General features: G+C 63.2%; 26 protein-coding genes. 11 read left to right on the forward strand and 15 right to left on the reverse strand.

Translation table 11 applies throughout. The annotated features are described in order from the left end of the window. Positions 1 to 162 precede the first annotated feature (162 nt). Entirely contained in the window at positions 163 to 591 is a 429-nt protein-coding gene (locus NA11_RS41810) for a MarR family winged helix-turn-helix transcriptional regulator (RefSeq protein WP_069167663.1), read from the reverse strand. 257 nt (positions 592 to 848) lie between these two features. Here NA11_RS41810 and NA11_RS41815 point away from each other — a divergent pair, with 257 nt between their 5' ends. The 3 genes from NA11_RS41815 (at position 849) to NA11_RS41825 (ending at position 3,561) form a co-directional block, all read left to right on the forward strand. Beyond that, positions 849 to 2,066, forward strand: a complete 1,218-nt coding sequence (locus tag NA11_RS41815; RefSeq protein ID WP_084655550.1) for an alpha/beta hydrolase — start codon at positions 849 to 851, stop codon at positions 2,064 to 2,066. An 82-nt stretch (positions 2,067 to 2,148) separates the two neighbouring features. After that, on the forward strand, positions 2,149 to 2,565 hold the full coding sequence (locus NA11_RS41820; RefSeq protein ID WP_069167664.1) for a nuclear transport factor 2 family protein: 417 nt from the start codon (positions 2,149 to 2,151) through the stop codon (positions 2,563 to 2,565). Positions 2,566 to 2,637: 72 nt separating this feature from the next. Continuing rightward, a complete protein-coding gene (locus NA11_RS41825; RefSeq protein WP_141718148.1) occupies positions 2,638 to 3,561 on the forward strand; it encodes an alpha/beta fold hydrolase in 924 nt (307 codons plus the stop codon). A 307-nt stretch (positions 3,562 to 3,868) separates the two neighbouring features. On the opposite strand, the gene NA11_RS41830 is transcribed toward NA11_RS41825, so the two are convergent. The 9 genes from NA11_RS41830 to NA11_RS41865 form a co-directional block, all read right to left on the reverse strand. Continuing rightward, positions 3,869 to 4,549, reverse strand: coding sequence for a phosphoribosyltransferase (locus NA11_RS41830; protein WP_084655552.1), 681 nt, complete (start codon positions 4,547 to 4,549; stop codon positions 3,869 to 3,871). A gap of 226 nt (positions 4,550 to 4,775) precedes the next feature. Continuing rightward, positions 4,776 to 5,351 (reverse strand): mismatch-specific DNA-glycosylase, encoded by a 576-nt coding sequence (locus tag NA11_RS41840; protein ID WP_141718152.1) that lies wholly within the window; start codon positions 5,349 to 5,351, stop codon positions 4,776 to 4,778. Beyond that, positions 5,249 to 5,713: a nuclear transport factor 2 family protein gene (locus NA11_RS45345; RefSeq protein ID WP_141718149.1), complete on the reverse strand. Its 465-nt coding sequence runs from the start codon at positions 5,711 to 5,713 to the stop codon at positions 5,249 to 5,251. Before NA11_RS45345 ends, NA11_RS41840 begins: the two co-directional genes overlap by 103 nt. A 185-nt stretch (positions 5,714 to 5,898) precedes the next feature. Next, positions 5,899 to 6,117: a hypothetical protein gene (locus NA11_RS41845; protein ID WP_069167668.1), complete on the reverse strand. Its 219-nt coding sequence runs from the start codon at positions 6,115 to 6,117 to the stop codon at positions 5,899 to 5,901. A 71-nt stretch (positions 6,118 to 6,188) separates the two neighbouring features. Then, entirely contained in the window at positions 6,189 to 6,764 is a 576-nt protein-coding gene (locus NA11_RS41850) for a TetR/AcrR family transcriptional regulator (protein WP_069167669.1), read from the reverse strand. Between the two features lie 62 nt (positions 6,765 to 6,826). Then, positions 6,827 to 8,434, reverse strand: coding sequence for a benzoylformate decarboxylase (mdlC, locus tag NA11_RS41855; protein WP_069167670.1), 1,608 nt, complete (start codon positions 8,432 to 8,434; stop codon positions 6,827 to 6,829). A 147-nt stretch (positions 8,435 to 8,581) separates the two neighbouring features. Beyond that, positions 8,582 to 10,042: an FAD-binding oxidoreductase gene (locus NA11_RS41860; protein WP_084655553.1), complete on the reverse strand. Its 1,461-nt coding sequence runs from the start codon at positions 10,040 to 10,042 to the stop codon at positions 8,582 to 8,584. A 66-nt stretch (positions 10,043 to 10,108) separates the two neighbouring features. After that, positions 10,109 to 10,216: a BBE domain-containing protein gene (locus NA11_RS46095; protein WP_167837853.1), complete on the reverse strand. Its 108-nt coding sequence runs from the start codon at positions 10,214 to 10,216 to the stop codon at positions 10,109 to 10,111. 13 nt (positions 10,217 to 10,229) lie between these two features. Continuing rightward, entirely contained in the window at positions 10,230 to 11,609 is a 1,380-nt protein-coding gene (locus NA11_RS41865) for an FAD-binding oxidoreductase (RefSeq protein ID WP_084655555.1), read from the reverse strand. A 135-nt stretch (positions 11,610 to 11,744) separates the two neighbouring features. Between NA11_RS41865 and NA11_RS41870 the strand changes: the two genes are divergently transcribed. The 4 genes from NA11_RS41870 to NA11_RS41895 all read left to right on the forward strand — a co-directional run bounded on the left by NA11_RS41870 (position 11,745) and on the right by NA11_RS41895 (position 15,904). Next, a complete protein-coding gene (locus tag NA11_RS41870) occupies positions 11,745 to 12,209 on the forward strand; it encodes a MarR family winged helix-turn-helix transcriptional regulator (RefSeq protein ID WP_167837854.1) in 465 nt (154 codons plus the stop codon). Between the two features lie 46 nt (positions 12,210 to 12,255). Next, positions 12,256 to 13,362 carry an alpha-hydroxy-acid oxidizing protein gene (locus NA11_RS41875; protein ID WP_084655557.1) on the forward strand — a complete coding sequence of 369 codons (1,107 nt, stop codon included), beginning with the start codon at positions 12,256 to 12,258 and terminating at the stop codon, positions 13,360 to 13,362. A gap of 267 nt (positions 13,363 to 13,629) precedes the next feature. Beyond that, entirely contained in the window at positions 13,630 to 13,938 is a 309-nt protein-coding gene (locus tag NA11_RS41885; RefSeq protein WP_069167684.1) for an ArsR/SmtB family transcription factor, read from the forward strand. A 616-nt stretch (positions 13,939 to 14,554) separates the two neighbouring features. Beyond that, positions 14,555 to 15,904: a cytochrome P450 gene (locus tag NA11_RS41895; protein WP_281197192.1), complete on the forward strand. Its 1,350-nt coding sequence runs from the start codon at positions 14,555 to 14,557 to the stop codon at positions 15,902 to 15,904. 41 nt (positions 15,905 to 15,945) lie between these two features. Here NA11_RS41895 and NA11_RS41900 read toward each other — a convergent pair whose 3' ends face one another. The 5 genes from NA11_RS41900 to NA11_RS41920 all read right to left on the reverse strand — a co-directional run bounded on the left by NA11_RS41900 (position 15,946) and on the right by NA11_RS41920 (position 20,218). Continuing rightward, the gene (locus tag NA11_RS41900; RefSeq protein WP_069167675.1) at positions 15,946 to 16,785 is read right to left on the reverse strand and encodes a hypothetical protein; all 840 of its coding nucleotides are present in this window, start codon (positions 16,783 to 16,785) and stop codon (positions 15,946 to 15,948) included. Then, the gene (locus NA11_RS41905) at positions 16,782 to 17,519 is read right to left on the reverse strand and encodes an ABC transporter ATP-binding protein (protein WP_069167676.1); all 738 of its coding nucleotides are present in this window, start codon (positions 17,517 to 17,519) and stop codon (positions 16,782 to 16,784) included. The genes NA11_RS41900 and NA11_RS41905 overlap by 4 nt, the downstream gene beginning before the upstream one ends. A gap of 16 nt (positions 17,520 to 17,535) precedes the next feature. Further along, positions 17,536 to 18,015, reverse strand: coding sequence for an MTB12 C-terminal domain-containing protein (locus NA11_RS41910; protein WP_069167677.1), 480 nt, complete (start codon positions 18,013 to 18,015; stop codon positions 17,536 to 17,538). Positions 18,016 to 18,119: 104 nt separating this feature from the next. Beyond that, positions 18,120 to 18,890: an SAM-dependent methyltransferase gene (locus tag NA11_RS41915; RefSeq protein ID WP_069167678.1), complete on the reverse strand. Its 771-nt coding sequence runs from the start codon at positions 18,888 to 18,890 to the stop codon at positions 18,120 to 18,122. 260 nt (positions 18,891 to 19,150) lie between these two features. Continuing rightward, positions 19,151 to 20,218 (reverse strand): hypothetical protein, encoded by a 1,068-nt coding sequence (locus NA11_RS41920; RefSeq protein ID WP_141718151.1) that lies wholly within the window; start codon positions 20,216 to 20,218, stop codon positions 19,151 to 19,153. Positions 20,219 to 20,566: 348 nt separating this feature from the next. On the opposite strand from NA11_RS41920, the gene NA11_RS47385 reads away from it, so the two are divergent. The 4 genes from NA11_RS47385 to NA11_RS46950 form a co-directional block, all read left to right on the forward strand. Beyond that, positions 20,567 to 20,845, forward strand: a complete 279-nt coding sequence (locus NA11_RS47385) for a DUF7336 domain-containing protein (RefSeq protein WP_069167679.1) — start codon at positions 20,567 to 20,569, stop codon at positions 20,843 to 20,845. A 651-nt stretch (positions 20,846 to 21,496) separates the two neighbouring features. Then, positions 21,497 to 22,546, forward strand: a complete 1,050-nt coding sequence (locus NA11_RS41930; RefSeq protein ID WP_069167680.1) for a multicopper oxidase domain-containing protein — start codon at positions 21,497 to 21,499, stop codon at positions 22,544 to 22,546. A 2-nt stretch (positions 22,547 to 22,548) separates the two neighbouring features. Next, positions 22,549 to 23,730: a ZIP family metal transporter gene (locus NA11_RS41935; protein ID WP_069167681.1), complete on the forward strand. Its 1,182-nt coding sequence runs from the start codon at positions 22,549 to 22,551 to the stop codon at positions 23,728 to 23,730. Positions 23,731 to 23,924: 194 nt separating this feature from the next. Then, on the forward strand, positions 23,925 to 24,138 hold a 214-nt coding region (locus tag NA11_RS46950; protein WP_245746563.1), incomplete at its 3' end, for a QcrA and Rieske domain-containing protein.

Below are 24,138 nucleotides of genomic sequence, written 5' to 3' on the forward strand. Positions count from 1 at the left end.
GAGTCGTCTCCGCATCCGGAAGAGCCGGAAGTGCACCTGGCCGTCACTCTCCGGGATGAACGGTTGGACTTCGCTGCCTGTCTTACCTCCCTGCTGTTGCTGTCTACGCCGTGGGGACTACGCGAGTTCGGCCATCTGGTAGTAGTCGCGTCCCTTCCTCGTTTACCGGGTGGCTTTTGCGAGCAGTCGGTGGAGTTGTCGCTTCTCGCTGAGGGATAGCGCGCTCATCGGGGAGCGCTCGGTGACGGCTTCGATCAGTTTGCGGCGTTGTTCGACGCCGGTGTCGGTGAGGGTGACGATTTTGACTCGGCGGTCGTGATTGCCGGAGCGACGCTCGACGAGGCCGCGTTTTTGCAGTTTGTCGATGAGGAAGGTGATGGTCGATGGGTCGCAGTAGAGGCGGCCTGCGAGGTCCTTCATCGACGGCTGCTCGGCGTCCGGGTCGAGTAGCCAGAGCAGGTTGGCCAAGGGTTCGGTGAGTTCCAGCTCACGTAACGCGTCGCTTACTGCCGCTCCTAGCTGGCCGGACGCGGTCTGAAACTGAGTGATCAGCTGGTAGCCCAGCGCACGCTCGGAGAGTTCATCAGCCACTTCACCAGCGTACAACTAGTTGGATAATCCCAGTAAATTACTTGGAGCACAAAACCTTGACAAGCGGCAATCAAAGCCTGCATCGTTGCCTGGAAAGTTTGATAGTCCAAGTAGCTGGGAAGGAGCGGGCATGCCGACAACGTCGAATGTCGCAGGCAAGACCTGAGCATCCAGCATCAGCCGCACAGTCCTGCGTTGGCACGAAACCTCATACACCGGATGCGCGTTCGCGAGCATCGTGAAGAGAAGGGATCGTCATGGTAGTCACCGAATCCGGTATCGCCTCCGGTGCCGCCACGCCGGTCGACGGTTCCGTGCCGGGGTGGAAACGGCGTCGGAAGCGATTCGAAGCAGGAGGTCGACGACTGCTGAAGGCGGGGTTGGTGGTGTGGGCGATGATGATCGCGGCCCCGGTCGCGATCGTGCTGTCGCCGACGTTGCCTGCCCAAGCATGGTGGCCGGCCCTGATAGCCACTTCCTATTCGCTGTATCTGCTGATACCCGCGGTGCTCGGGATCGGGTTTGGCGTGGCGACCTGGCGTCGCCGATGGCGTTGGGCGACAGCGGGTGTCGCCGTGATCGCGGTCATGGGCGCGGCTGCCGCCCTGGTGCCGTGGGCGGCGGCTTCGCGGACCGCTGCAGGCAATGGCGTCACCTTGTCGCTGTCTGCTTACTTCGGCCGCGGTCCGCAGGTCGGTGGCCCGAGCAGAACCGAGGTATTCGCAACCCTCGACGGGCAACCATTGAAAGTCGACATCTGGTCGGCCGCCGGCCCGGCGGCGAACCCGGCGGTCGTGTTCGTGCACGGCGGGTCGTGGACGACCGGTGGTCGTGACGAGTCACCGCAGCAAAACCAGTGGTTCGTCGAGCACGGTTACACCGTGTTCGATATCGAGTATCGGTTGTCGCCGCCACCGCGCTGGCATCAGCAAACCTCCGACGTCAAATGCGCGATCGGCTGGGTGGCTCAGCACAGCGACCGACTCGGCATCGATCCCGCCGACATCACCGTCATCGGCGAATCCGCCGGCGCGAATCTCGCCCTGCTCGCCGCCTACACCGTCGGTACCGGCGCCTTCCCTCCCTCGTGCCCGGTGCCGGAACACCCTGTGCGGGCGGTGATCAGTGAGTACGGACCCACCGACACCGCCGCTCTCACCCTCGACGACCACATCGCAACCACGGTGTTCGGCGGCAGTACCGACACCGCTCTTCAGGCTTATCGCGTTACTTCCCCGCTGAGCTATGTCCGTCCCGGACTGCCTGCGACCCTGCTCCTGCACGGCCGCAGTGACCATTTCGTCAACGTCGCGCAGACCACCGAGCTCGACACCGCGCTCACCAAAGTCGCAGTGCCGCACCGCAGCGTGCTGCTTCCCTGGACCGAACATGCCTACACCTTGATCTGGAGCAGTTGGTCTACCCAGATCACTCGCGGCGTGCTCGACCATTTCCTGGCCGCCCACACTCGATGATCCGCACCGCATCGAGAACATCGACCGATTGTGCCTATCTGCCCGCGCTACAGGAGGAAAACTCATGAACGTATTGGATGAAATGCGCCGCACCGACCGAACTGTCATCGAGGAAGCGTTCCGTCGTCAGTCGGTCAAGGACGTCGACGGTTTCCTCGAATTGTTCACCGAGGATCTCGACGCACGCGTGCCATGGCAGGTGCCCGGCCTCACGGGCAGTAACGCCGGACGAGACGAACTCAGAAAGTCGTTGGCGGTACTCGACCTGTTCGACCCTTTCGCTATCGAAATCATCAGCATCGACCCATTGCTCGATTCCGATCGCTGGCTGGTGACCGCGAAAAGCGAAGCCGTCGTGGTGCCCACCGGCCGACCCTACCGGCAAGAATATGTTCACCTTCTCCGCCTCCGGGACGGCAAGATCGCACAGTGGGTCACTTACCAAAACCCGCTCAACCAAATCTATGCCTTCGATATCGAACTCCCGCTCACCGACTGAGGTAGGAGCACACCATTCACGAGAGGTATTCCCATGAAATACACCAGAACACTGTGGCTTACATTCGCCACGATGACCGCAGCGGTCGCGCTGGTCACCTCCTCTGCTGTGTCTGCGTCAGCGGATCCCGCGACGGAGGAGCCGCGGCACAGCTTCGCCGAGTATCAAGGTATTCCGATCTCCATCTACGAATACGGGCCAAGCGCCGACGAGGCGCCCACGATCGTGACCACCGGCGGTTGGCCGGGGGACTCGACGATATTCGAGACCGCGGCCCGCAAGCTCGCTACGAAATATCACGTTGTGCGCTACGACCAACGTGGCGAAGGGCTTTCCGGGCACAATACGAACGACGAGTTGAACAGTCTGGAGAATCTGGCCGATGAATTCGGCGTGGTGATCGACAAGACCGCACCCGGCAAGCAAGTGCACATCTTCACCGAGGGATGGGGCTCGTTCCTCACCTCCGAATACCAGTTCCGGCACCCGGGCCGGATCGCGTCACTCAGCGCGATCGGCGCACCCAGCTTGGATCTGGCGCACTACGCGTTGGTCGAATCCGGTCGTGACCCAGCCGAATTCGTCAAGAACATGCCCAATATCGTGTGGTATGGGGCGCTTTCGACACCGGTCTTGCCTGAGCTCTTGGCTGCTAGCGGGTTCGATGAAGCGTTCTTCGGCGCTGGCGTCGCGTCGGCTGGTGATCCGCCAGTCAACATGTCGAAAGAAGACATGGTGGCCTCGGTATCGCGATATCGGGCGAGCCTTCCGACCAGACTCGGCTACGCCCCTGCGTACAGCTTCCTCGAGGTGCCGGTCATGCAGGTGTTCCAATCCCCGGACGACAGCCCCGGCATGATCACCGGCCTGGCCGGTCACACCAACAACCTCTGGCTCACCGAAATCGAAGGCAGCCACACCAATTTCGCCGCCAAGTCATGGCCCTTGGTCAGCGCCGAACTGGACAAGGCCATCACGGCCACCGAACACCGATAGCGTGCTGGCACGACGCACAAGGCGCGATACCCATGCTCGAGCTCGAGAGACTCGAGATCGTTTGTGTCCCACCATCAACCGCGCCCGAATGTGTTAATGGCCGCGCGGTCGTCGTCGGTGAGTCGGCGTCGTAGGGCCGTGGTTTCGGCTCGGTTGAGGGTGGGGTTGTTGATCCGTTTCAGGGCGTGTCGTCCTGGACGTCCTCGTTGTCGGCCGCGCCGTCAGGGCCGGGCGCTTGTTGTGATCCGATGTCGTGCCTCCTTACCGTTGTGTGCTGTTCGCAGAATCCATCCGGATGTGGCCGTAGTCAGGTGAGCCGGGAGGCTGCGCTGACCAGGCGCGGGACAGCGCGGGTTTCGCCCGCCCGGTTCAGCAAGGCACAGACCTCGTCGTCGGTGACCTCGGCGAAGTCCTCGTACCAGGGGCGGATCGGGCCGAACAATTGTGGTGCGTGCAAGCAGATGACCTGGTCTGCGACCGCAGTCAACGCACGCAGGACTCGGCACGAACCGACCGGGGTGGCGAACACCACCCGAGCGGCGCCGCGGGTGCGGGCGACACCGCAGGCCACGTGTGCGGTGGCGCCGGTCGCGAGGCCGTCATCGATGATGATCGCGGTAGTACTGTCCAATGACAGGTGGACGTCTCCGCGACGGTAGCGAGCGCCGCTGCGGCGCAACTGTTCTCGTTGCTCACACGCCACCTGGGCTCGGTCGTCCTCGGAAAGGAAGGCACGATCCCCGAAATCGCTATCGGTCACCCGCACCCCGCCCTCGCCGACAACACCGAACACCAGCCACGGTCGATTCGGGACAACGAGCTTGCGGGACACCACAATATCGAGAGGAGCATCGAGCGCCGTCGCAACCTCGTAGGCGACCGGAACGCCGCCGCGTGGTAGCCCGAGCACTACCACTCCTGGCCCTTGATACGACTCCAGGCGTTCTGCGAGTCGACGTCCAGCGTCACGGCGATCAAGAAACGACACACTCTGCTCCTGAGTCTGGCATCCATACGGAGACGAGCCGCGCTGCGGGACTCGGAGAAGGTAGTCAAGACTGTACGCCGTGAAACCTCGAACACGTAGTCGGCCACCGCTCTACGGCCAGTCTTAGGCCACCGCACGAGCGACCGATGGGGACACCCGCGGCATAGAGCGCGGCCGGTGATGGTTCAGCAGATTACTTCTCCCCGCACGCCCACTCACGAGTGGGCTACTGCGGCACGGGATCTCCGGGCGGTCGACTTCGATCAGGTATGGCTCGGCGCAGCCGTGCGAATTCGTCCGCGAGCCGTTGGGGCGGATAGTGCGCGTTGAGGCCGCTTGGGTTCGGGAGCACCCATAGTTTTGTCTCTCCGATGCGGAGATCTTGTGGCCCGACGGTGGCATCCGGTCGCCCGTAGCCGGCGCGGAACGCGGTGACTCCGAGGACGGCCAGCCACTGCGGCCGCCAGGTGTACACGCGTTTGGTCAGTTCGGCAGCTCCGGCGCGTAGTTCCGCCTGAGTCAGTTCGGCTGCCTTGGCGGTTGGGCGACGGACCATCGTTGTCAGGCCTAGTCCCCAGGTCAGTAGCTGGTCGGCTTCGGCCGGTGCGAGTACGTGTGGTGTGAAGCCGGACCGGTCCCGGTGCGGGCATCTGGTGATCAGGGGTTGGCGGGGGTGAAGTAGCGCCGAGAACGGGATGCTCAGACGTTGACTCCATGAATGTCGGCACCGAGGGCGATGACCTGGTTGAGCGAGTTGTGATACTGCTTCATCTCGGCGATCTTGCCGTCGCGCATGCGGAATACCGCGACGTAGGTGGCGTGGTACGGGCGGCCGGTCGCACGGCAGGTGAGATCGCCCTCGGCCTCGACCAGCCAACTGTCCGGCTCGACGAGTTGCCGCACGGTAATGGCGGTCATGGCACCCGGCGCCCACATATCCCGCGCGGTGCCGCCGAAGATTCGATAGAGCGCGGGGCGTCCGATGGCCCGGTCGGGCAGACCAGGCAACTGCCAGGGCTGATACAGGGCCGCGTCGTCGGTGACCAAATCCATCATGGCTTCGCTGTCCTCGGCATACAGCAGTTGAAACCACCGCTCGATCACGGCGCGTGCGTTGTCGGATTGCTGAGCCGTCGTGTTCCCCGGACGTATCGCATTGGTCATTGCGCTCTCCTTCGCTCGATGCTCTGAATCAACCCTCCATAGCTGTAGTCAATTGCTATTGAACAGTAGTTCTATGCCGCACGGGCCGCGGTCCGTCCGGATAGCGACCGAATCTCGAGGCCGTTCACATAGTCGGGCTGGCATCGAAGGAGGGCGGGAATGCGCCCAGAACGCCCGCCACGCCCTCAGAAGGTGTACAGATCCCAGGTGCCGTCGTCGCGTTGTTCGCATTCCCCTTGGTTGCCACCGGTTGTGGGTGACTTGCCGTCGGCCTGGCAAGCCTCCAAGGTGCCGTAGTTGCCGATGTATGTGGCGTTGGCCGGCCGTGCGGCGCCGACCGGGGCGGTCGCCACCAGTGCGCTGATGGCGAGGATTCCTGCTGCGGCAGCGGTCTTGAACATCATGATGAACTCCTTTCGTATCGCGTGACTTTCACGCGAGTTATGGAATCAGGTCCGAGAGTGCCGTCGTCAATTCAGAGGACGGTCAGTGCGGTGTCGATGATGCGGTGCACCAACGCGGTGTCCGCGGTCTTGGACAGCACGCGCACGCCATAGAGGGTGTTGAGGATGAATTCGGCCGCCGTCAGCGAGTCGAGGTCCGCGCGTACGTCACCGTCACGGCGGCCCTTCTCGATGCGCTCGGCGATCCGCGTGATCATGTCCTGCTGAATCCGGCGGAGCCTGCCGATCATCTCGGCATCATGACCGTCTTGCTCCACGATGGCCGTGACGACGAGGCAGCCACGCGGATACTCTCGCATCAGGTCGCGGTCTGCGAGATAGCGGAGAAATGCCGAAAGGCACTCGCGGGCCGTCCCCGGTTGCGTGAAGAACTCATCGGTCACTTCGACCGCACGAGCCTCGTAGCGGGTCAATGCTCGGTCGAACAGCTCCCGCTTGCTCCCGAAAGCGTGGTACAGGCTGCCTTTTCCGACCCCGGTGGCCTCGGCGAGCTGGGCCGGTGAGGTGGCGGTGTAGCCATTGGTCCAGAACATGTCCATGGCTCGCTCGACAACCGAGTCGGTTTCGAAGTTGCGCGATCGTCCCATAGCTAGATGTTAGCCATTGTTGACCTAAAGGTCAAATATCGTCCGACGAGCAGGAAGGCGCTTCAGTCGAATACTGTGCTCGGCTCGTCGGTGATCTGGACCTGGATCAGGTGTGGGCCATGGGTGCCGAAGGCCTGTTTCAGTGCGTCGGCGAGGTCGTCGGTGGTGGTGACGGTGCGGGCGGGGACGCCGTAGCCGGTGGCGATGTCGGTGAAGTCGATGCCTGGCAGGTTCAGGCCGGGTAGCCCGTCCGTGTCGAGCCAGGTGCCGTAGTCCTTGAGTACTTGGTAGGCGCCGTTGTGCACGATGAGGTAGGTGATATCGAGGTTGTGCTGGGCGGCGTTCCATAGTCCGGTGATGCTGTAGTTGGCTGAGCCGTCGCCGATGAGCGCAATCACGGGCCGGTTCGGTTGGGCGAGTGCCACTCCGGCCGCTGCGGGCAGCCCGTAGCCGAGGGCGCTGGCGGCGCCGCAGAAGAAGCTGTTGGGTGCGGTGATCGGCAGTTTGTCCCACCACGCGCCCAGCGAGGGCGCTTCGTATACCCATGCGGCGTCGTCTGGATGGTGCTCGGTAAGTACCTGGAGGAACTGAGCCTCGCTGACCATACCGGTGTACTGCACTGAGATATCAACCGGTGCAGGCTTTTTCATAGATGCTGGCAGTGCCCGGGGGGTGGTGACCAAGTTGGCGAGTTCACCGAGTGCTTCGGCGGGGTCGCCGACGATGGCCGTGCCGAGCGGTGCGCGCGCGGCTTGGTCAGGATCTGCGGTGACGAGGGTCAGTTCGGTCCCTTCGCGCAGGTACTGACCGGCCTCCCACGCGTGGTAGGGCAGCACCGCGCCGCCTATCCAGGCGACGAAGTCGTAGGGGGCCAGCTGATCTCGGACCTGGCCGACACTGGCGCCGAGGGTGCCCTGGTAGCAGGGATGCTGGGTCGGAAACGAGATCCTCGGGTACTCGTATGTGCCGAATTTGACTGGCAGTCCTGCTTTTTCGGCAAGCGCGACGGCGGCGTCCCAGCCGCCGTAGATATCCACGTCGGGTCCGAGGACCAGTACGGGGTTGTCGGCAGTGTCCAAACGTCGAGCCAGCTGACGCAGCGCCACTCGGTCCGCTATGGGTCGGCCGGCTACCTGGCGATCCAATAGGTATGACAGATTGTCGGTGTCGGCGGGCTCGTTCCAATCCGACAGCGGCACAGAAAGATACACCGGTCCGGTGGGTGCGGTCATCGCGCAGGCGACGGCCCGGGCCAAGGCGGCGGGTACCGCTTGCGGTGATGGTGCTTCGAAGCTCCATTTCACCAGGGGATGCGGCAGTGTGGTGGCATCGTGGTTGGTGAGCATGCCCTGCAACGTGATCAACGCGCGGGACTGCTGACCGCTGATCAGCACCAGAGGCGTTCCGGCTTGCCAGGAGTTCACCAGATTGCCCATCGCTTGACCGACGCCTGCCGCGGAGTGCAGGCTGACCAGTGCTGGTTTTCCGGTGGATTGTGCGTAGCCGTCTGCCATCGCCAGACCGGCGCCTTCTTGGAGGGCGAGGATGTAGCGGAAATCGTCCGGGAACTCTTGCAGGAAGGGGAGTTCGTTCGATCCGGGATTGCCGAAGAAGGTGGTGACTCCCAGCGAACGCAACACTTGGTAGGACGCTTCTCGTACCGTAGTCATCTGCGCGCTTCCTCTCTCAGCAGTCGGTTAGCTCTGTGGGCGGGTCTGGCGTTCGAGGGCGAAGACGAATGATTCGTAGTGGCCGCCGATTCCGTGTTCGAGGCCGATCTCGCAGGTGCGGTTGTTGCACAGGTAGGCGCGCGGCTGTCAGTCGAGCGGGATGCTCATGGCGTTGTGGAACAGGTTGTCCGGGTCGTACTTGCGCTTGATGGCTTGTAGCCGGGGGAAGTGATCGCCGTAGTAGCTGGCGTACATGTCGCGTCCGTGCAGCTGTTCTTCGAGGTCGTCGTCGCCGATGTAGCCGCCGACGGTGTAGGGGTACATCAGTTCGTAGGCCTCGGTGGGCCACCAGCGGCGGGCTCCGCCGAGCTCGACAAGGCTTGCGGGGTCGTCGGTTTCGTCGGATTCGACGTCGGTGCCGAAGCCGAGCAGCCAGACGCTGCCGCGGACCTTGACGGCCGTGGCGTCCGCCGGTAGTCCGGAGGCCGGATCCAGGGCTTGCATCTGCATTCGGGCACCCTGCAATGGTTGCCGGGCCGCGAGTTCGCCGAGTTTCGCGATGACCTCGGACGTGAAGGGCTCGGGCAGGTGTGCGGCCTTGATCGACTGGTAGCGCAGGTTCTCGTCGGCTTCCCGGCTGAGTTTGCCCGGTTCGGCGAGCCAGTGCGCCGAGGTCTGTGTCGCGGCTTGGGTGGCGACCACGTCGATATAGCTCATCGGTTCGATATCGGACTCGGTCGGTCGCGGCAGGGTGGCGCGCATTTCCGCGATCACGGCGTCGCGTTCGTCGGGCGTGTCGGTGAGGATTACCCCGACCATTTCGAGAATGCCCTGCCAGATAACCAACATCGGACTGAAAGACGTCGGCGCTTTCAGGGTGAAATCCTGTAGCGCGGTGAATGTTTCGACGAAGTCGATATCGCTCAGGCGGTAGCGCAGTGAGAAGTTCGCTGGTGCTTGCGGCGCCTCGTGCAGCCGGAGCACGAACTTCGTGATCACGGCGAACGAGCCGGTACCCGAACCACGCAGCGCCCAGAACAGATCGGAGTTGGTGTCGTCGTCGGCGATCAGCACGCGGCCGTCGGCCGTGACGACCTCCACCTGCATCACATGGTCGGTGAGGATGCCGTACCTGCGCACGGAACGTCCGTATCCACCGCAGGTGGCCTGTCCGCCGACGCCGACAGGCAGACAGTCACCGCCAGGAACCATGAGCTCGCCATGCGACCACGCCTCCCAGTACAGATTGCCAAGCAGCGCACCCGGTTCCACGGTCGCGGTGCGCGCCTTCGGGTCAACTGTGATCTTGTCGAGGTGGATCAGGTCGATCACCAGTGCATGCCCACCCCGCCCGCCAAGCCCATTGCCCTCGATCGAGTGGCCGCCGGAGCGGATCGCGATCTGGGTGACCCCTGCCTCGCGGGCACACCGCATGACCGTCGCCACTTCGGCGGTGCTGCGCGGCCGCACAATCCCCAACGGACGGAACTGAGTCCGCACGTTCCAAGTGGCCCGCGCCCGGTCGTACTCGGGATCGCCCTCGAAACTCATCTGCATGGTGGGCAGGTGCTGGTGGAGCAGCGCCGCGATATCAGCCATAGTTCGCATGTTGTGCTCCTCGAATTCGATTGTGGTGTTGGGTATTCCGTTCCTGAGCGGGGTCGCCCCCGCAGATCAGTCGAGCGGGATGCTGAGTTTGTGGTGGAACAGGTTGTCGGGGTCGTATTTGCGTTTGACTGCCTTCAGCTTCGGTAGGTGCCGGCCGTAGTAGCTGTCGAACATGTCGCGGCCGTGGTCACCTTCGGCGTAGTCGTCGTCGCCGATGTAGCCGCCGGTGGTGTACGGATAGAAGATCTCGTAGGCCTGGTTGAGCCACTCGTCCAGATTTTTGCCCGTTTCGTCCATGGTGGCGGTGGCGCCGGCGTCGTAGAGAAGCACTGCCGAGGACATGCCCATCAACCACGGGCAGCCGCGGTTCTTGATGGCTGTGGCCTCGACCGGGAGCCCGGAGTTCGGATCGAGGCCGTGCAACTGGATCCGCACGCCGTCCGCCGGTTGGCTGATGGCGTGTTCGGCCAGCGCCTGGATGAGTTCGTCGGTGAACGGTTCGGGCACGAATCCGGCCTTGATTTTTCATGTAGCGCAGGTGTTCTCGGCGTTCGCGCCGGACATCGACGAGGTCGGGGTAGTTCGGCGCGGAGCTGTCCTCGAGGCCTTGGACTCGCATGGTCTCGACGTAGTCGGCGGGCCGGATGTCGAATTCATCGGTAGGGGGCAGCTTTTCGCGCATATCCGCGATCAATGCGTCGCGTTCGGCGTCGGTCTCGGTGGCCAGTGAGCCCAGGATCTGCAAGCGTTCGCGCCAGATGACGATCATCGGATTGAACGTCAGCGGCGCGTTGAGCGAGTACTCCTGCATCGCCTTGAACGTCGACACGAACGACGCGGCGTCGGTGAGCGGGTATTTGATGAAGAAGTTCGCCGGCGCGGCGGGGGCTTTGTTCAATTGAACGGTGAGGCTGGTGATCACGCCGAACGAGCCGGTGCCGCTGCCGCGGATCGCCCAGAACAGATCCGAGTTGTGATGGTTGTCGACGGTGACGACGGAGCCGTCGGCGAGCACCATCTCGGCCCGCAGCAGACGATCGGTGAGAATGCCGTACGTGCGTGAGTAGTGACCGTAGCCGCCGCACTGGATTTGACCGCCCATGCCGACGGCGATGCATTCGCCGGTGGGCAGCATGAGTCCACCGTGTTCGAAGGCCGCCACCATCAGGTTGCCGGTGAGGGTGCCGCCGCCGACAGTCGCGGTCTCGGCGTCGCGGTCGATGGTGATGTCGTTCATCTCGACCATGTCGATCACCACCGCTCGCCCATCCTGGCCGCCGAGGCTTGCGCCTTCGAACGAATGCCCGCCGGAGCGGATGGCCAATTGCGTGACTCCCGCCTCGCGGGCGCAGCGGATGATTTCCTGCACCTCCGCGGTGGAACGCGGGGCCACCACGCCGACCGGCTGCACCTGTGCCCGATAGTTCCAGGTCGCGGTGGCCGCGCTGAAGGTGGCGTCGTGCGGGAACGACGCCGGGGTCAAGGGAAGTCGATCGTGCACCAGATCCTTGAAGCGCCGCTGTGCTGAGGGCTGGTGCCGGTGGAGCAGCTCGGCGATGTCGCTCATGGCTACCTCCGCTTGATTTACATTAAATGTAATGTAGATTGCATATTAGCTGAACGGTAGCCGTTAGGAGATGTGATCATGGTCGCGCACGGCGAGTCCCCAAGTACTGCACATACGAGGTGGGACGGTGACGAGATGGCTGCATGGTGGTCGTTGCTGTTCACCAGCCGACTGGTGCTCAACCGGCTCGACACTGATATGCGGCGTGGGCACGGGCTGACGCTGGACGAATACGGGATCCTGGTCGCGTTGGAGGTAGCCCCGGATTTCCGGGCGCGGATGAACGATCTGGCCGAGGCGGCTCTGCTTTCCCAGAGCAGGCTTTCCCAGCAGATCAAGCGCATGCAGGCCCGTGGTCTGGTCGACCGCCAGCAGGCCACGGCCGACAAACGAGGCGTCGAAGTCGTGCTCACCGACGCCGGCCGCGAACTGCTGCTCGCCGTCGCCCCCGAGCACATCGACCGGGTACGCCGTTACTTCCTGCAGCACCTGAGCACCAACGACCGCGCGGCTCTGGCCACGAGCCTGCGACCGGCGCTCGATTCCTTGGCCACCTCTCCGGCACTGATTCGCATGCTCAAACCTGTCCTACGCGGCTAGCTCGCCGCAGTGCGTCCGATGCTCCGCCTCGACAGAAAGGAACGACATGACGAACTTCGCGGACTACACCGAACTGGAGGAAAAGGCGCACACCACGATGGCGGCCGATATCTGGTCGTACGTTTCGCACGGTGCGGGTGACGAATTCACTCAGTCCAACAATGTGGCCGCCTTCCGGAAACTCGCTGTGCTTCCCCGGATGCTCCGTGCGAGCGCGCACCGTGATCTGTCTGTCGAGCTGTGTGGAATCTCCCTGCCGACGCCGCTGTTCATGGCCCCGGTCGGTGTGATCGGCTTGTGCGATCCGCACGGGCACGGTGAGATCGCGACGGCTCAGGCCGCGGCCCGCACGGGAGTGCCGATGGTGGCGTCCACCATGGCCGTCGACCCGCTGGAAACCGTCGCCGCACAGTTCGGCGACACTCCTGGAATGTTCCAGCTGTACACCCCGACCGATCGCGACTTGGCGCAGAGCCTGGTGCAACGTGCCGAAGCCGCGGGTTTTCGTGCACTGGTGGTAACGCTGGACTGCTGGCACACCGGCTGGCGACCCCGCGACACGTCGCTGGCCACCTCGCCCCGGCTGCGGAGCGAGTGCCTCGCGAACTACCTCACTGATCCGGTGTTCCAGAAGCTGCTGCCGAAATCACCCGAGGAAGATCCTTCGGCTGCGATGGACACCTGGAACTCGATCTTCGGCAACCGTCTCACTTGGGACGACCTGCCCTGGCTCCGCTCGCTGACGCGTCTTCCGTTGGTGCTCAAGGGTATCTGTCATCCCGACGATGTCCGGCGCGCCAAAGACGCAGGCGTGGACGCCATTTACTGCTCGAATCACGGTGGCAGGCAAACCAATGGCGGCCTCGCCGCGATCGACGCACTGCCCGGTGTCGTCGCGGCCGCCGACGGAATGCCGGTGCTGTTCGACTCCGGTATCCGCTCCGGCGCCGACGTCGTCAAGGCTCTCGCCCTCGGCGCGACCGCCGTCGGCATCGGTCGTCCCTATATCTACGGCCTTTCCCTCGCGGGAGCTGACGGCATCGTCAATGTCCTCGACGCGCTACTGCAAGAAACGGACCTGCTGATGGGCCTCGACGGCTACCCGGCCATCGCCGACCTGACTCCCGAAGCACTCCTGCCCACGGGTCGGTGACCGGCCACAGAGGCAAAGGCGTTGTTCAGCAAGGTAGTTCGTCCAGGGGCGCACAGTGACGGCGATCTTGCCGCGTCGGCGTCCGCGGCCCTCGCCGGCGGAGCCACCTTCCAACAGGGCGTGTGCCTGTGCGATGTCGGCCCGGCGAACGCGGTGTCCGCGGCACCGAAGCGGACGAGTGCCACCACGCGCATCGAAGTCGACTTGCGCTGACCTTAGATCGATATATCGCGAATTATCAATATGTGTGTGCATTATGATCACCGCGTGTTCTCGGAGGCGGAGTTGCTGGCTGTGTTCCGGGCCCTGTCCAACCCGACCCGCCGTCAGATGCTGGTGTGGCTCAAGGAGCCGATGAGTTTCCCCGGCCATGAGCCCGACGACGTCGAGATCGGTGTCTGCGTGACCGACATTCAGCAGCGTGCCGGTTTGGGGCAGTCAACCACCTCGCAGTACCTCGCTATGCTGCGGCAAGCTGGGCTGGTGGTCGCAACACGGCGGGGAAAACGGACCTACTATCGCCGCGACGAGGCGAACATCGCCCGCCTTCTGGAGACCCTGCGCGACGTGTTCTAGATTCCAATGCCGTTCGGTGCGGGCGTGGTTGGGAAATCTGGACGAGTTGCACGAGGTTGCTCGCAAAGCCCTCCCCAGCTACACGGCAGCGATCGACACCAACATAAAAATGTGGCTTCTACCGTGAATGGTGCTCGGCCCGTTGGCGGTTCGGCAGTAAAGCCGGGTTCGGTCGACGATCCCGGCTAATATAACGTGTTGATGGACAACAGGCCTCAGTGATCCAGCTCGGTTGTCACCTGTTCGTGCGGGAGTCCCTGCGCGGACGATCGGAGATGTCTGAGACCGGGGCAGGTTTGTCGTGAGTTGTGAGGAGATCGTTGCCCGACACGCTGATCCAGGAGTTGGCTATGACTGACCAAGTCGGAAGACCACTTCTCGTGGCCGGGGTGTCCAGCGGCAGCGGACGGGCCATCGCCCAGCGCCGTGCCGCCGATGAGGGTGGTGGTACATGGCAACTGTGACGCGGCGGAGGAGACGGTCGTCGTGATTGAACAAGCAGGAGTACCTGCCTTTTCGGCACGCGCCGACCCCACCACGGTCGACGGCGTTGACCGATTGTTCAGCGACCTCGCCGCCGGGCATCAGGGAAGGAGTGGGATCGCTGATGTCTGAAATGTGTTCTGATCACTCGAAGTCTGTAGCCTCGAACCTGCCGAATGAAAGGCAACATGCAGTGGATCTCCGTGACGTCCCGTGTGGTCCCGGGCGTTTGCCGGTTCTCGGACACGGCTTGAAAATGTGGCGTGATCCAGTCCAGTTCATGGTGGATCTGTCCAGCGTCGGGAAAATAGCACGTGTCGACATCGGCAGTCTCGTCGTCTATGTCATCACCGATTTCGAGATACTGCACAAGGTGTTGGTAGACAACTCCGATGCCTACGAGCGCGGGCTCCTCTTCGAACGCATCCGTCTCGTATTCGGAGAATCGTTCATCGTTGCGGATGGTCAGCAGCACAAGGATCTTCGTCGTCTGCTGCAACCAGCGTTCCATCGGCCGGAGCTGGAAAGCTACGCGCCCATCATCAAGCGCAACGCGGATGCGTTGGCGAATTCGTGGCAGCCAGGCCAGATTGTCGAGGTCCGTTCCGCGTTGGCGAAGATGGTGGTCGCCAACCTGGTCGCGACCATGTTCTCGCACGAAGCCAGTACCGAGGAGCTGCAACTCATCTCGGGTCTGATCGGGGACATCGGCGGCGGCGCCATCGTGGGCAGCGTGCTGCCCAAGAAGCTGGCGAGCCTGCCATTACCGGTGAACCGCAAATTCGTATCGGCTGGAGCGCAACTGCGGGACTTCTGCAGGAAGCTGTTCGTCGCGCGCCGGCTCAGCAGTGACCGCAGGAACGACCTGATCGACATCCTGCTGGATTCGCCGGATGCGGAGCAGCGTGGTGACGAGTTCCTGATAGAGCAGGCGATGACCATTCTCTTCGGCGGGATCGACGCCTCGACCGCGACGCTGACCTGGGCGCTGTACGAGTTGTCACGGCATCCGGAGATGGCTGCGACACTGAGCCAAGAGATCTCGGCCGCGGGAGATATCAGCCTCGACAAACTCGACTACCTGAACCGGTTCCTGAACGAGGTCACGCGGACTCATTCGGCACTGCTGCAGACGAGGCGCACCGTCACCACGGTCGAACTCGACGGTTTCACATTTCCTGCGGGGACCAATATCGGCTACAGCCTTGCCGCTATTCACCGCAACCCGCAGATTTTCCCCGAGCCGAACACTTTCGACCCCGATCGGTGGTTGAATTCGAAAATCAGGAGCTTCGCTCCGTTCAGCATGGGCAATCAAATGTGCATTGGTAACAACTACGCCTGGTTGTCACTGCAAACGACGCTCCACAGCTTGCTGTCGAAGTGGGAGTTCCAGCCGGTCGACACCAAGCTCTCGCGAGTCATGGGGCCGATCCCTGGGATGAAAAGGCTTCCGCTCGAGGTTCGTCCAGTCTCTGTGTAATCGCGCGGTCATAGGCTATCGGGCTCGTGAGACTCACCAAATCAGGGTGTACCTGATTTGGTGAGTGTCGTTCTGCGGTGTCCGGACAGCCGGCGAATGAGGATGGGCAGGACGGCTGTGATGATGAAGAGGGCAACGGCGACGAGGACGAAGTAGAGCAGAGACCCGTTGCGGCCGAAGCGAGGGAGGAAGGCGACTTCTTGGCCCGTTGCGGCGACGGCGTTGAGGAACGGGGCGTAGGCCTGCAGGGCGTGTCCACGGGGCAGCAGATTGATGGAGTTCTCGGCTACGTAGACCCAGAACAGCAGGACGGCGACGGCGGCAGACGGAGTGCGAATCAGTGACCCGACCGCGACACCCACTCCACATGCGGCGAACGCGTAGATCGGGACGGTCCAGAGGAACCGGATACCGGCCGAGTCGGTGATATCCACCGCCCCATAGATTTGGGGGAACTGGTGCGGCAGCGTGACCATGACGACGACGAGCAGCGCAACTGTCGATATCGCCGTGATGGCGCCGTAGTAGATCCACCGGGCCAACGCGACCGTCCAGGACCGTGGAAACAGGAAGGCATTGAGATCGCTTGTCTGACCGCGCCATTGGGTGGCGTGGGCGTAGGCAGCGGTGACCATCATGACCGCCACGGACATGGTGATCACCCAGTACACGGAGTTGGTGGTGGAGACCGTGGCTAGGTAACTCTGTCCGGGCAGGCTGGCGAGTCGTTCTGCGACAGCGGCGATTCCGAAGGTGACGACCAGCGGCAGCGCGAAGGTGACGGGGACAGCCACGGCCCACAGGAAGCTGCGTCCGGCGGTGCGGGTCCATTCGGCGGCGATGCCGCGGCGGATCAAGGTGGCTGGACCGGGACTGTTCATGGGGCCACGCCGGACGTGAGGTGGGTAGGCAGGCCTGCGATGCGCACGTAGGCGTCTTCGAGGCTGGACTCGCCAGGACCCAGGGTGTTCATGAGGTGTGTGAATGGCTGGTTGGTCAGAATGCGCTGGCTTCCGATGATGACGATGTGGTCGGCATTGCGTTCGACCTCGTCGAGCAGGTGCGTGGCAACCAGGACACAGGTCCCGGCATCGGCAAGGTCGCGCAACAGTCCGCGTATCCAGCGGATGCCCGCGATGTCCAGGCCGTTGAGGGGTTCGTCGAGCAGCAGGGTTTGCGGCTCGGAGAGCAATGCGGCGGCGATACCGACACGTTGGAGCATGCCGAGCGAATAGTGCCCGAGCCTGCGATCGGCGACCCGGACGAGGTCGACCATCTCGAGGACATCGCCGACTCGGCCGGTGGGTAGTCCACGGGCGCGGGCGATCCAGCGTAGGTGCCGACGTGCCGTGTGGCGTGGGTCGAACGCCCGGTAGTTGAGGTGCATTCCGAGCGTTGCCGGTGTGGTGTGATGGGCCCGGATGAGGGTGCCGTCGACCCGGACGGTGCCGACGGTAGGCGCGATGACGCCACAGATACACCGCAGCAGCGTGGTCTTGCCGGTGCCGTTGAGACCGATCAGGTAAGTGAGTGCCCCGTCTGCCACGGTCAGTTCGGGGACTTCGAGGACGGTGACGCCTGAGTAGCTCAGGGTGAGGTCACGGAGATCGATCACGGCAGCTCGGAGCCGGTCAGAAGTCGCAGCCCATCGCCAGCCCGACGGCTTTGACGCCCTCGCACACGGAGCTGTTGGACAGCTTCCAGACACCATCGATGCGCTTCCAGACCACACGCGCAACCAGGTCCGGTTGTCCCGCTGACTTGCTGCGCAGCATCGCGGTGTGCACGTTGCCGTCATGGGTTTCGGGACCGGTGATGTCGTTCGACCCGCGCGGAGCCCGGTACCAGCCGATGTTGTAGAGGGTGCGCGCAACCACGACCGCCCTCATGCCGCCTTCCATATGGACGGCCTTGGCCTCGTCGGAGCCGGGTCTTTCGATCAGGAACGCAACCTGGTCGTCAAGTTCGCCCAGGGTGGGGACATCTGCGGTAATGAGATCCCCGGGAGCGGCGGAAGCGAGAGGGGCATTGACAACCGAGGCGCCGGTCGTGGCAACGGCGACCGCTACGATCGTCGACGCGACACCAGCGACAATTTTGAGGGTCTTCATTCTTTCATCCTCTGATTGACTGGGACAGCACCTGACGCACGCTCGAATGTGCAGGCGGCCAACAAATTGGCGTATACGAGATTACTCCTGTTCAAGTCGGATCCTCAGCGTTTGCGGCCGATGGTACCGAGCATGACCATGCGAGTTTCCGGCAAACCGGGGCGGAGCCACTCCTGTACGGGCACCACACCAGGCTCGAGCAACTCGAAGCCGGTCACGAATGCCTCAGTCTGTGCTGTAGTCCGAAAAGTGACTTGGGCTGAAGAGCCCTTGGTGGCTTCGAGTACTTGGAGTATCTCCGGGGAGGAATCAAGGGAGCCATGGGTGATCGCCAGGTAACTGCCTGGTGCCATCGCATCGCGGAAGGCGGCGACGATGTCGGCGGGGTGTTCGTTGTCCATCACATAATGCAGCACACCGATGGCCGTTATCGCCACTGGCTCGTTGAAATCGATCTGGGAGTCGTTCTTCAGCTGATCGAGGAGGTCGCTGGGACGACGAACGTCGCCGAGCAGTGCCGTGACACCGTCTGGTTTGGTCAACAGCGCGTTGCAATGGGCGTACACGACCGGGTCGTAGTCGACATACACCACCCGCGCCGACGGCTGGATCTTCTGCACCACCTCATGCACGTTGGGCGAGCTCGGGATCCCCGAGCCGAGATCGATGAACTGACGGACACCGGCCTCCGCGGCCATCTCGACCGCCTTGAACATGAAACTCCGGCAGAACCAGACCACGGTCTTGAGTTCGGGTGTCCGAGAGAGCATTTCATTGGCGAGCTCGATGTCGGACTCGCGACTGTCTTTTCCGCCCAGCAGATAGTCATACACCCGAGCAGAGTTCATCTGATCGAGGTTGAACGGTTGCGGCATTCGGTTGTTCTCCGACACAGGCCCTTCTGTTCCTTCGACCACAAGTGTAACGGTAGCCGATCGCTACCTCGGACGGGTGCTCCTTCAGAGATCTGTCTTGTTCGGATGTGGTGGAGTATGCGTTGCCCGAACGAGTCGCCGCTCCGCCTGTCCGAACCGAGTCGTCGACGAACCATGTTCCGACACAACACGATCCAACACCCCACAACAGGTCTACCAGCACTTACTCCCAAATGACAGCACTGGTCGTTGCTGCAGTGTTACGGATCCGTTTCAGCCAACGCGACTGCGTGCGCTACCGCGGACCGCGCTCGGTCGACGGTCGTATAGCGGCCGAGGCCGCATGGGGCCGCGACGTCCACCAGGCCGCCGTAGGCCGATTCCGCCGCCGCCAGCCCCTGTCGTGCTTGCTCGAGCGGCTGCGTCGGATGCGCGAGTCCGGCGATAACACGTGTCGTGGCAGGCAATTCGAGACGTGCCAGGGGTGCGTAATACCGCGGCCGCACCGGCGCCTGTTTGCCGTCGCCGATGGGCATGTGGACGAAATCGAGATGCCGTCCAGCTGGCCAGTAACGCCCTATCGCGTTGGCCAGCGCGACGACCGGAGCCGCTGATCGCGGCGAAATGGCCGGCTTGTCGTCGAGGCTTCCGTAGCACAGGTGTACACCGAAACGGGAATCATAGGGCGCCCGTGCGACGAGGCGTGCGATCGCTCGACCCGCCAGGGCGGCCGGGCCCTCCCGCAGGCCTGCGGGTGCCGCCGCGCAGATGAGCGTCTCCGCCGGCAGCTCGAGTTGGAATACGACGTTGTCCCGCAACGCCTCACGGATACGGACGATCTCCCTGACGGTGGCGTCGAGAATCGGGTGGTAGTAGGGGAAGCGCCGGTCACCACGACCGACCGAGCCGCGACGCCACCTGAGCATCCGCGCCTCGAAGGCGATGAAACCGATGACGAAGGGCGTCGGTATGCCTACCTGCAAGCGAAGCCCTGGATCGGTTCGGTGTAGGTCGACCAACGCGTCCCAGGCACGCCCGGCCTCCGCCGCATAGCCGAGCGCGGCGTCGACATCGGCTTCGGCCAACGATCGGCCTGCCCGAAGTCGAAAGGTGTCGCGGGAACGCAGCGTCGACCAATCACCCTGGCGCACGTGCGCCAGCGCCGGGGATTTGCCTAGCCGGTCGATGATGGGTCTGACATACCACTGGGCCCGATATGGATCCGCTTCACCACCCGGAACCATGCCGTCCAGGAATTCACCGGCAGTGTCGACGGCGAACGCCATGGCCTTCTCTGGACTGTCCAACTGTGCGGGCAAGCTGCCCACAAAGTGAATCCTGCGCTTGGGCTGCACAGCGTCAGTGTCGCACATCGATCGTCCTCGATACGTAGACGTTCCCGCAATTCCGGAGCGGTGCAGCAGCGCGCGGGCTCTGTCGATGTCCTACGCGGCCTTGTTCAACCACTGAGCGGCGCCAGCTCGCACAGCGATCATCTGCGTGAGCAGATGCCGACCCCACGGCGGGTTGGTAACGATGCATGGATTTTCCTGCTGCAGAGGTAGTTTCAGCCCAACTACACGGCATCTGCGGATGTCTTCGGCTCGCGGCCGTTTGCCGCCGACTGCCGGATCAGAGGATTCTTGTACCGACGTCCAGGTATAGGCTCCGGCAGCGTGGACGTCTTTCTGCTACATCACATCCATCACGCGCGCCCGCTGGACGGGACTCCGACTCGGCACGTCGACGACGATGGAGAACTCACCTGTGACGAGCAAGAAGGGGACGTTGTCAAACTCTTGGGGGTCTACTCAACCGAGCAGCGCGCACAGGAACGAATTCGCGAAGCGCAGACTCTCCCCGGTTTCCGAGATGAACCTGACTGTTTTCAGATCGTCGGATATGAAGTAGACGAGGATCAATGGACCTCGGGCTACCTCACATATCACTACTAGCCATCGTTCCTCTGCGCGGTGACGTAACTGTCCGGCAGGACGTCTGGCTGGGTGCGGCATGGTGACCGCAGCGCTGACTATCGGCGGCAACCCCACGCATGTCCGGCGTAACCGAACGTGGCTTCCGGGTAGTGGCCCGAAGCAGGGACAGTTGCACGGGCTCGGCAGCAAACCGAATTATCAAGTTCTGGAACAGTATTGGGTGTTCTGAGTCGATGCCGGCATCCTGATCATGCACGCCCTCCGGGACAGCGCCACCCTTGACGAGACGGAACCTCAGGGGGCGAATCCCGGGAGTAAGGGCTGTTCGTCGACCTTGACACGGTGCCCGAACCCGTTTCTGTGCAACAACTTCCACTGAATGCGCCAGTCGCTGACAGTGACGATTGCTCCGCGCCAGCCCCGACACAGATCGACCTTCTCATCGTGAACGCTCCGACGGCGAAGAACGGCAACCCGGCACTGCGACTTCGCTGAGCCGATAGCAAAGAAATGACCGCACTGGCCGGGTCGCCCGACGGTCAGGGCGGTCATTTCGGCGTGTGCAGACCCCTGAGCAGGCGCTCTACCACTGATCTTCGTACTATTGAAAGATTATCTTCGGCCTGCCAAACTATTCCGATAGATTGGACTGAACAACGGCAGGCTGGGATGACATCTTCGATAGGGCGCCGGTTCGTGCTCGGCGGTGCGGTGGCCGCGTCCACGGGCCTGGCGCTGGGCACTTTGCCGGGGCGCGAGTCCACAACAGCCAGAGCTGAAGCGCCGGACCCATCCGGTCATGCGGGGCATGGTGGGCATGGGGGTGGTGTCAGCGGGCCGACGTTCCGCAAGGGATCTGTTGTCGACCACGTCCGCAACGGGTTCGACCCGACCAAGATCCTGCGTGACTTCGACTATGGCCGGACCTCGACCCGGCCCGACGGCCGCACGCTACGCGAGTGGGATGTCTTCGCCAGTGATGAAGACATCGAGATCGCACCAGGCGTGAGTTTCGCTGCGTGGACACTGAATTCGCGGATCCCGGGGCCGACTTTGCGGTGCCGTGAAGGCGAGCTGCTTCGGGTCAATTTCACCAACGGCTCGAAACACCCGCACACGCTGCACTTCCACGGAATCCACCCGGCTGACATGGACGGCATCCCCGGGATCGGTCGCGGTGTCATCAACCCGGGCGAGAGCTTCACCTACGAGTTCGACGCAACCCCGTTCGGGCTGCACCTGTTCCACTGTCACGTCGGCCCGCTGGCCGAACACATCGCGCGTGGCATGTACGGCACCTTCATCGTCGATCCGCCGCAACCGCGGCCGCCTGCCGACGAAATGGTGATGGTGATGCACGGCTACAACACCACTTTCGACGGCGAAGGCAATCAGCTCTACGCGGTCAACGGGATTCCGTTCCACTACATGCACGAACCGGTCCGCGTGCGGCGCAATGAGCTCGTGCGCATCTATCTGGTCAACGTGCTCGAATACGACCCCATCAACAGCTTCCACATCCACGGCAACTTCTTCGACTATTACCCCACCGGAACCCGTTTGCAGCCAACGGAATTCACCGACACCATCGTGCAGGGGCAAGGCCAGCGCGGGATCTGCGAGCTGCGCTTCCCGCATCTGGGGCAGTACATGTTCCACGCCCACAAGACCGAGTTCGCCGAACTCGGTTGGATGGGAATGTTCGAGGTGGTGGAGTAGCGATGACGGATCTCGCGAGCACCCGCAAACCGTGGCTTCTCGGCCTGACCGCCGTCGCGTTCCTCGTTGCCGTGCTGGCCGGGCTTGCGCTGCTCGGCGGGCAGTCCCTGCCGGAACGCACCGGGCCGCCCGTTGAGGAGATCGCGGTCGAGCACACCGTGCTCGAGTCCGGCACGATCGCGCTGACCGTCCGCAACACCGGACCCGACCCGGTAGCGATCGCCCAGATCTTCGTCAACGACGCCTACGTCGACTTCACCGGCCCCACCGAGCCGATCGGGAGGTTGTCCTCGGCGCAACTGCGGTTGGACTACCCGTGGCAGGACGGTCAGCCGTACCTGATCTCGATGCTCACCTCGACCGGGCTGGTGATCGAGCACGAAATCCCTGCCGCCGTAACCACTCCGGAAGCGAACGCCTCGTTCTTCGGCTTGATGGCGTTGCTGGGAACCTACGTCGGCATCATTCCGGTGGTGCTCGGCATGTTGTTCCTGCCTGTCATGCGTGCCGCGGGTGGCAGGGTGGTGCGGGTGCTGCTCGCCGCGACGGTGGGTCTGCTGGTGTTTCTCGCGTGGGAGGGAACTCGCGAAGGATTCGAACTTGCCGATCGCGACGGAGGCGCATTCGGCGGAACCGCCTTGGTCGTGCTCGGCGCGGGTTTGGCGTTCCTCGGCCTGACCGCGGTGGACCGGTGGCTGCGGCACCGGCGTCAGCGTTCGGCTGCCCAAGGTCGAACCGGGGTCCGGCTGGCGTTGATGATCGCTCTCGGGATCGGCTTGCACAATCTCGGTGAGGGACTGGCCATCGGATCCGCCTATGCCATCGGCGAATTGGCGTTGGGCACCTTCCTCGTTATCGGGTTCACCATTCAGAACACCACCGAGGGACTTGCTGTTGTCGCGCCGTTGACCGAACGGCGCCCCTCGCTACTCGTGTTGCTCGGACTTGGTCTGCTCGCCGGAGCACCTGCGATCGCGGGTACGGTACTTGGCGCCACCGTCAACAATGCCGAGCTGTCCGCGTTGTTGCTCGGCGTCGGGGTCGGCGCGATCATCCAAGTCATCGTGCAGATCACCCCCAGCCTGCGCGAACCCGACAGTCGCGAATTCAGCGGGTCGACTCTCGGTGGTATCGCAGTGGGACTGCTGGTGATGTACGCGACTGGGCTGCTGGTGGCGGGATGAACAGTTCTCCTGCAAGACATTCCGATCCGCCGCCTTGCGTCGAGTGCACCCGGCGAAGTGTCCTGGTCGGTGCGGCCGCGGCAGTAGCTGTAGTGGCGGGATGCGCCAGTAGCAGCGCTGAATCCGAACCGATTCGAGTGCCGCTGGCCGAGATTCCCGTCGGCGGCGGACGGGTGTATGCCAAGGAGCGTGTCGTGGTGACCCAGCCGAGCCCCGGTGAGGTGCGGGCGTTTTCGGCCGTATGCCCGCACCAAGGGTGCGCCGTCAGCAAGGTGGATGGCGGAGTCATCGAATGCTCCTGCCACGGAAGCAAATTCAGCATCGCTGATGGATCTGTACTCCGCGGGCCTGCCCGCGAACCACTGCCTGCTCGCACGATCAGCATCGACGCAGCAGAGATCATCGTTC

This window comes from Nocardia altamirensis NBRC 108246 (assembly GCF_001612685.1).
Lineage (GTDB): Bacteria > Actinomycetota > Actinomycetes > Mycobacteriales > Mycobacteriaceae > Nocardia > Nocardia altamirensis.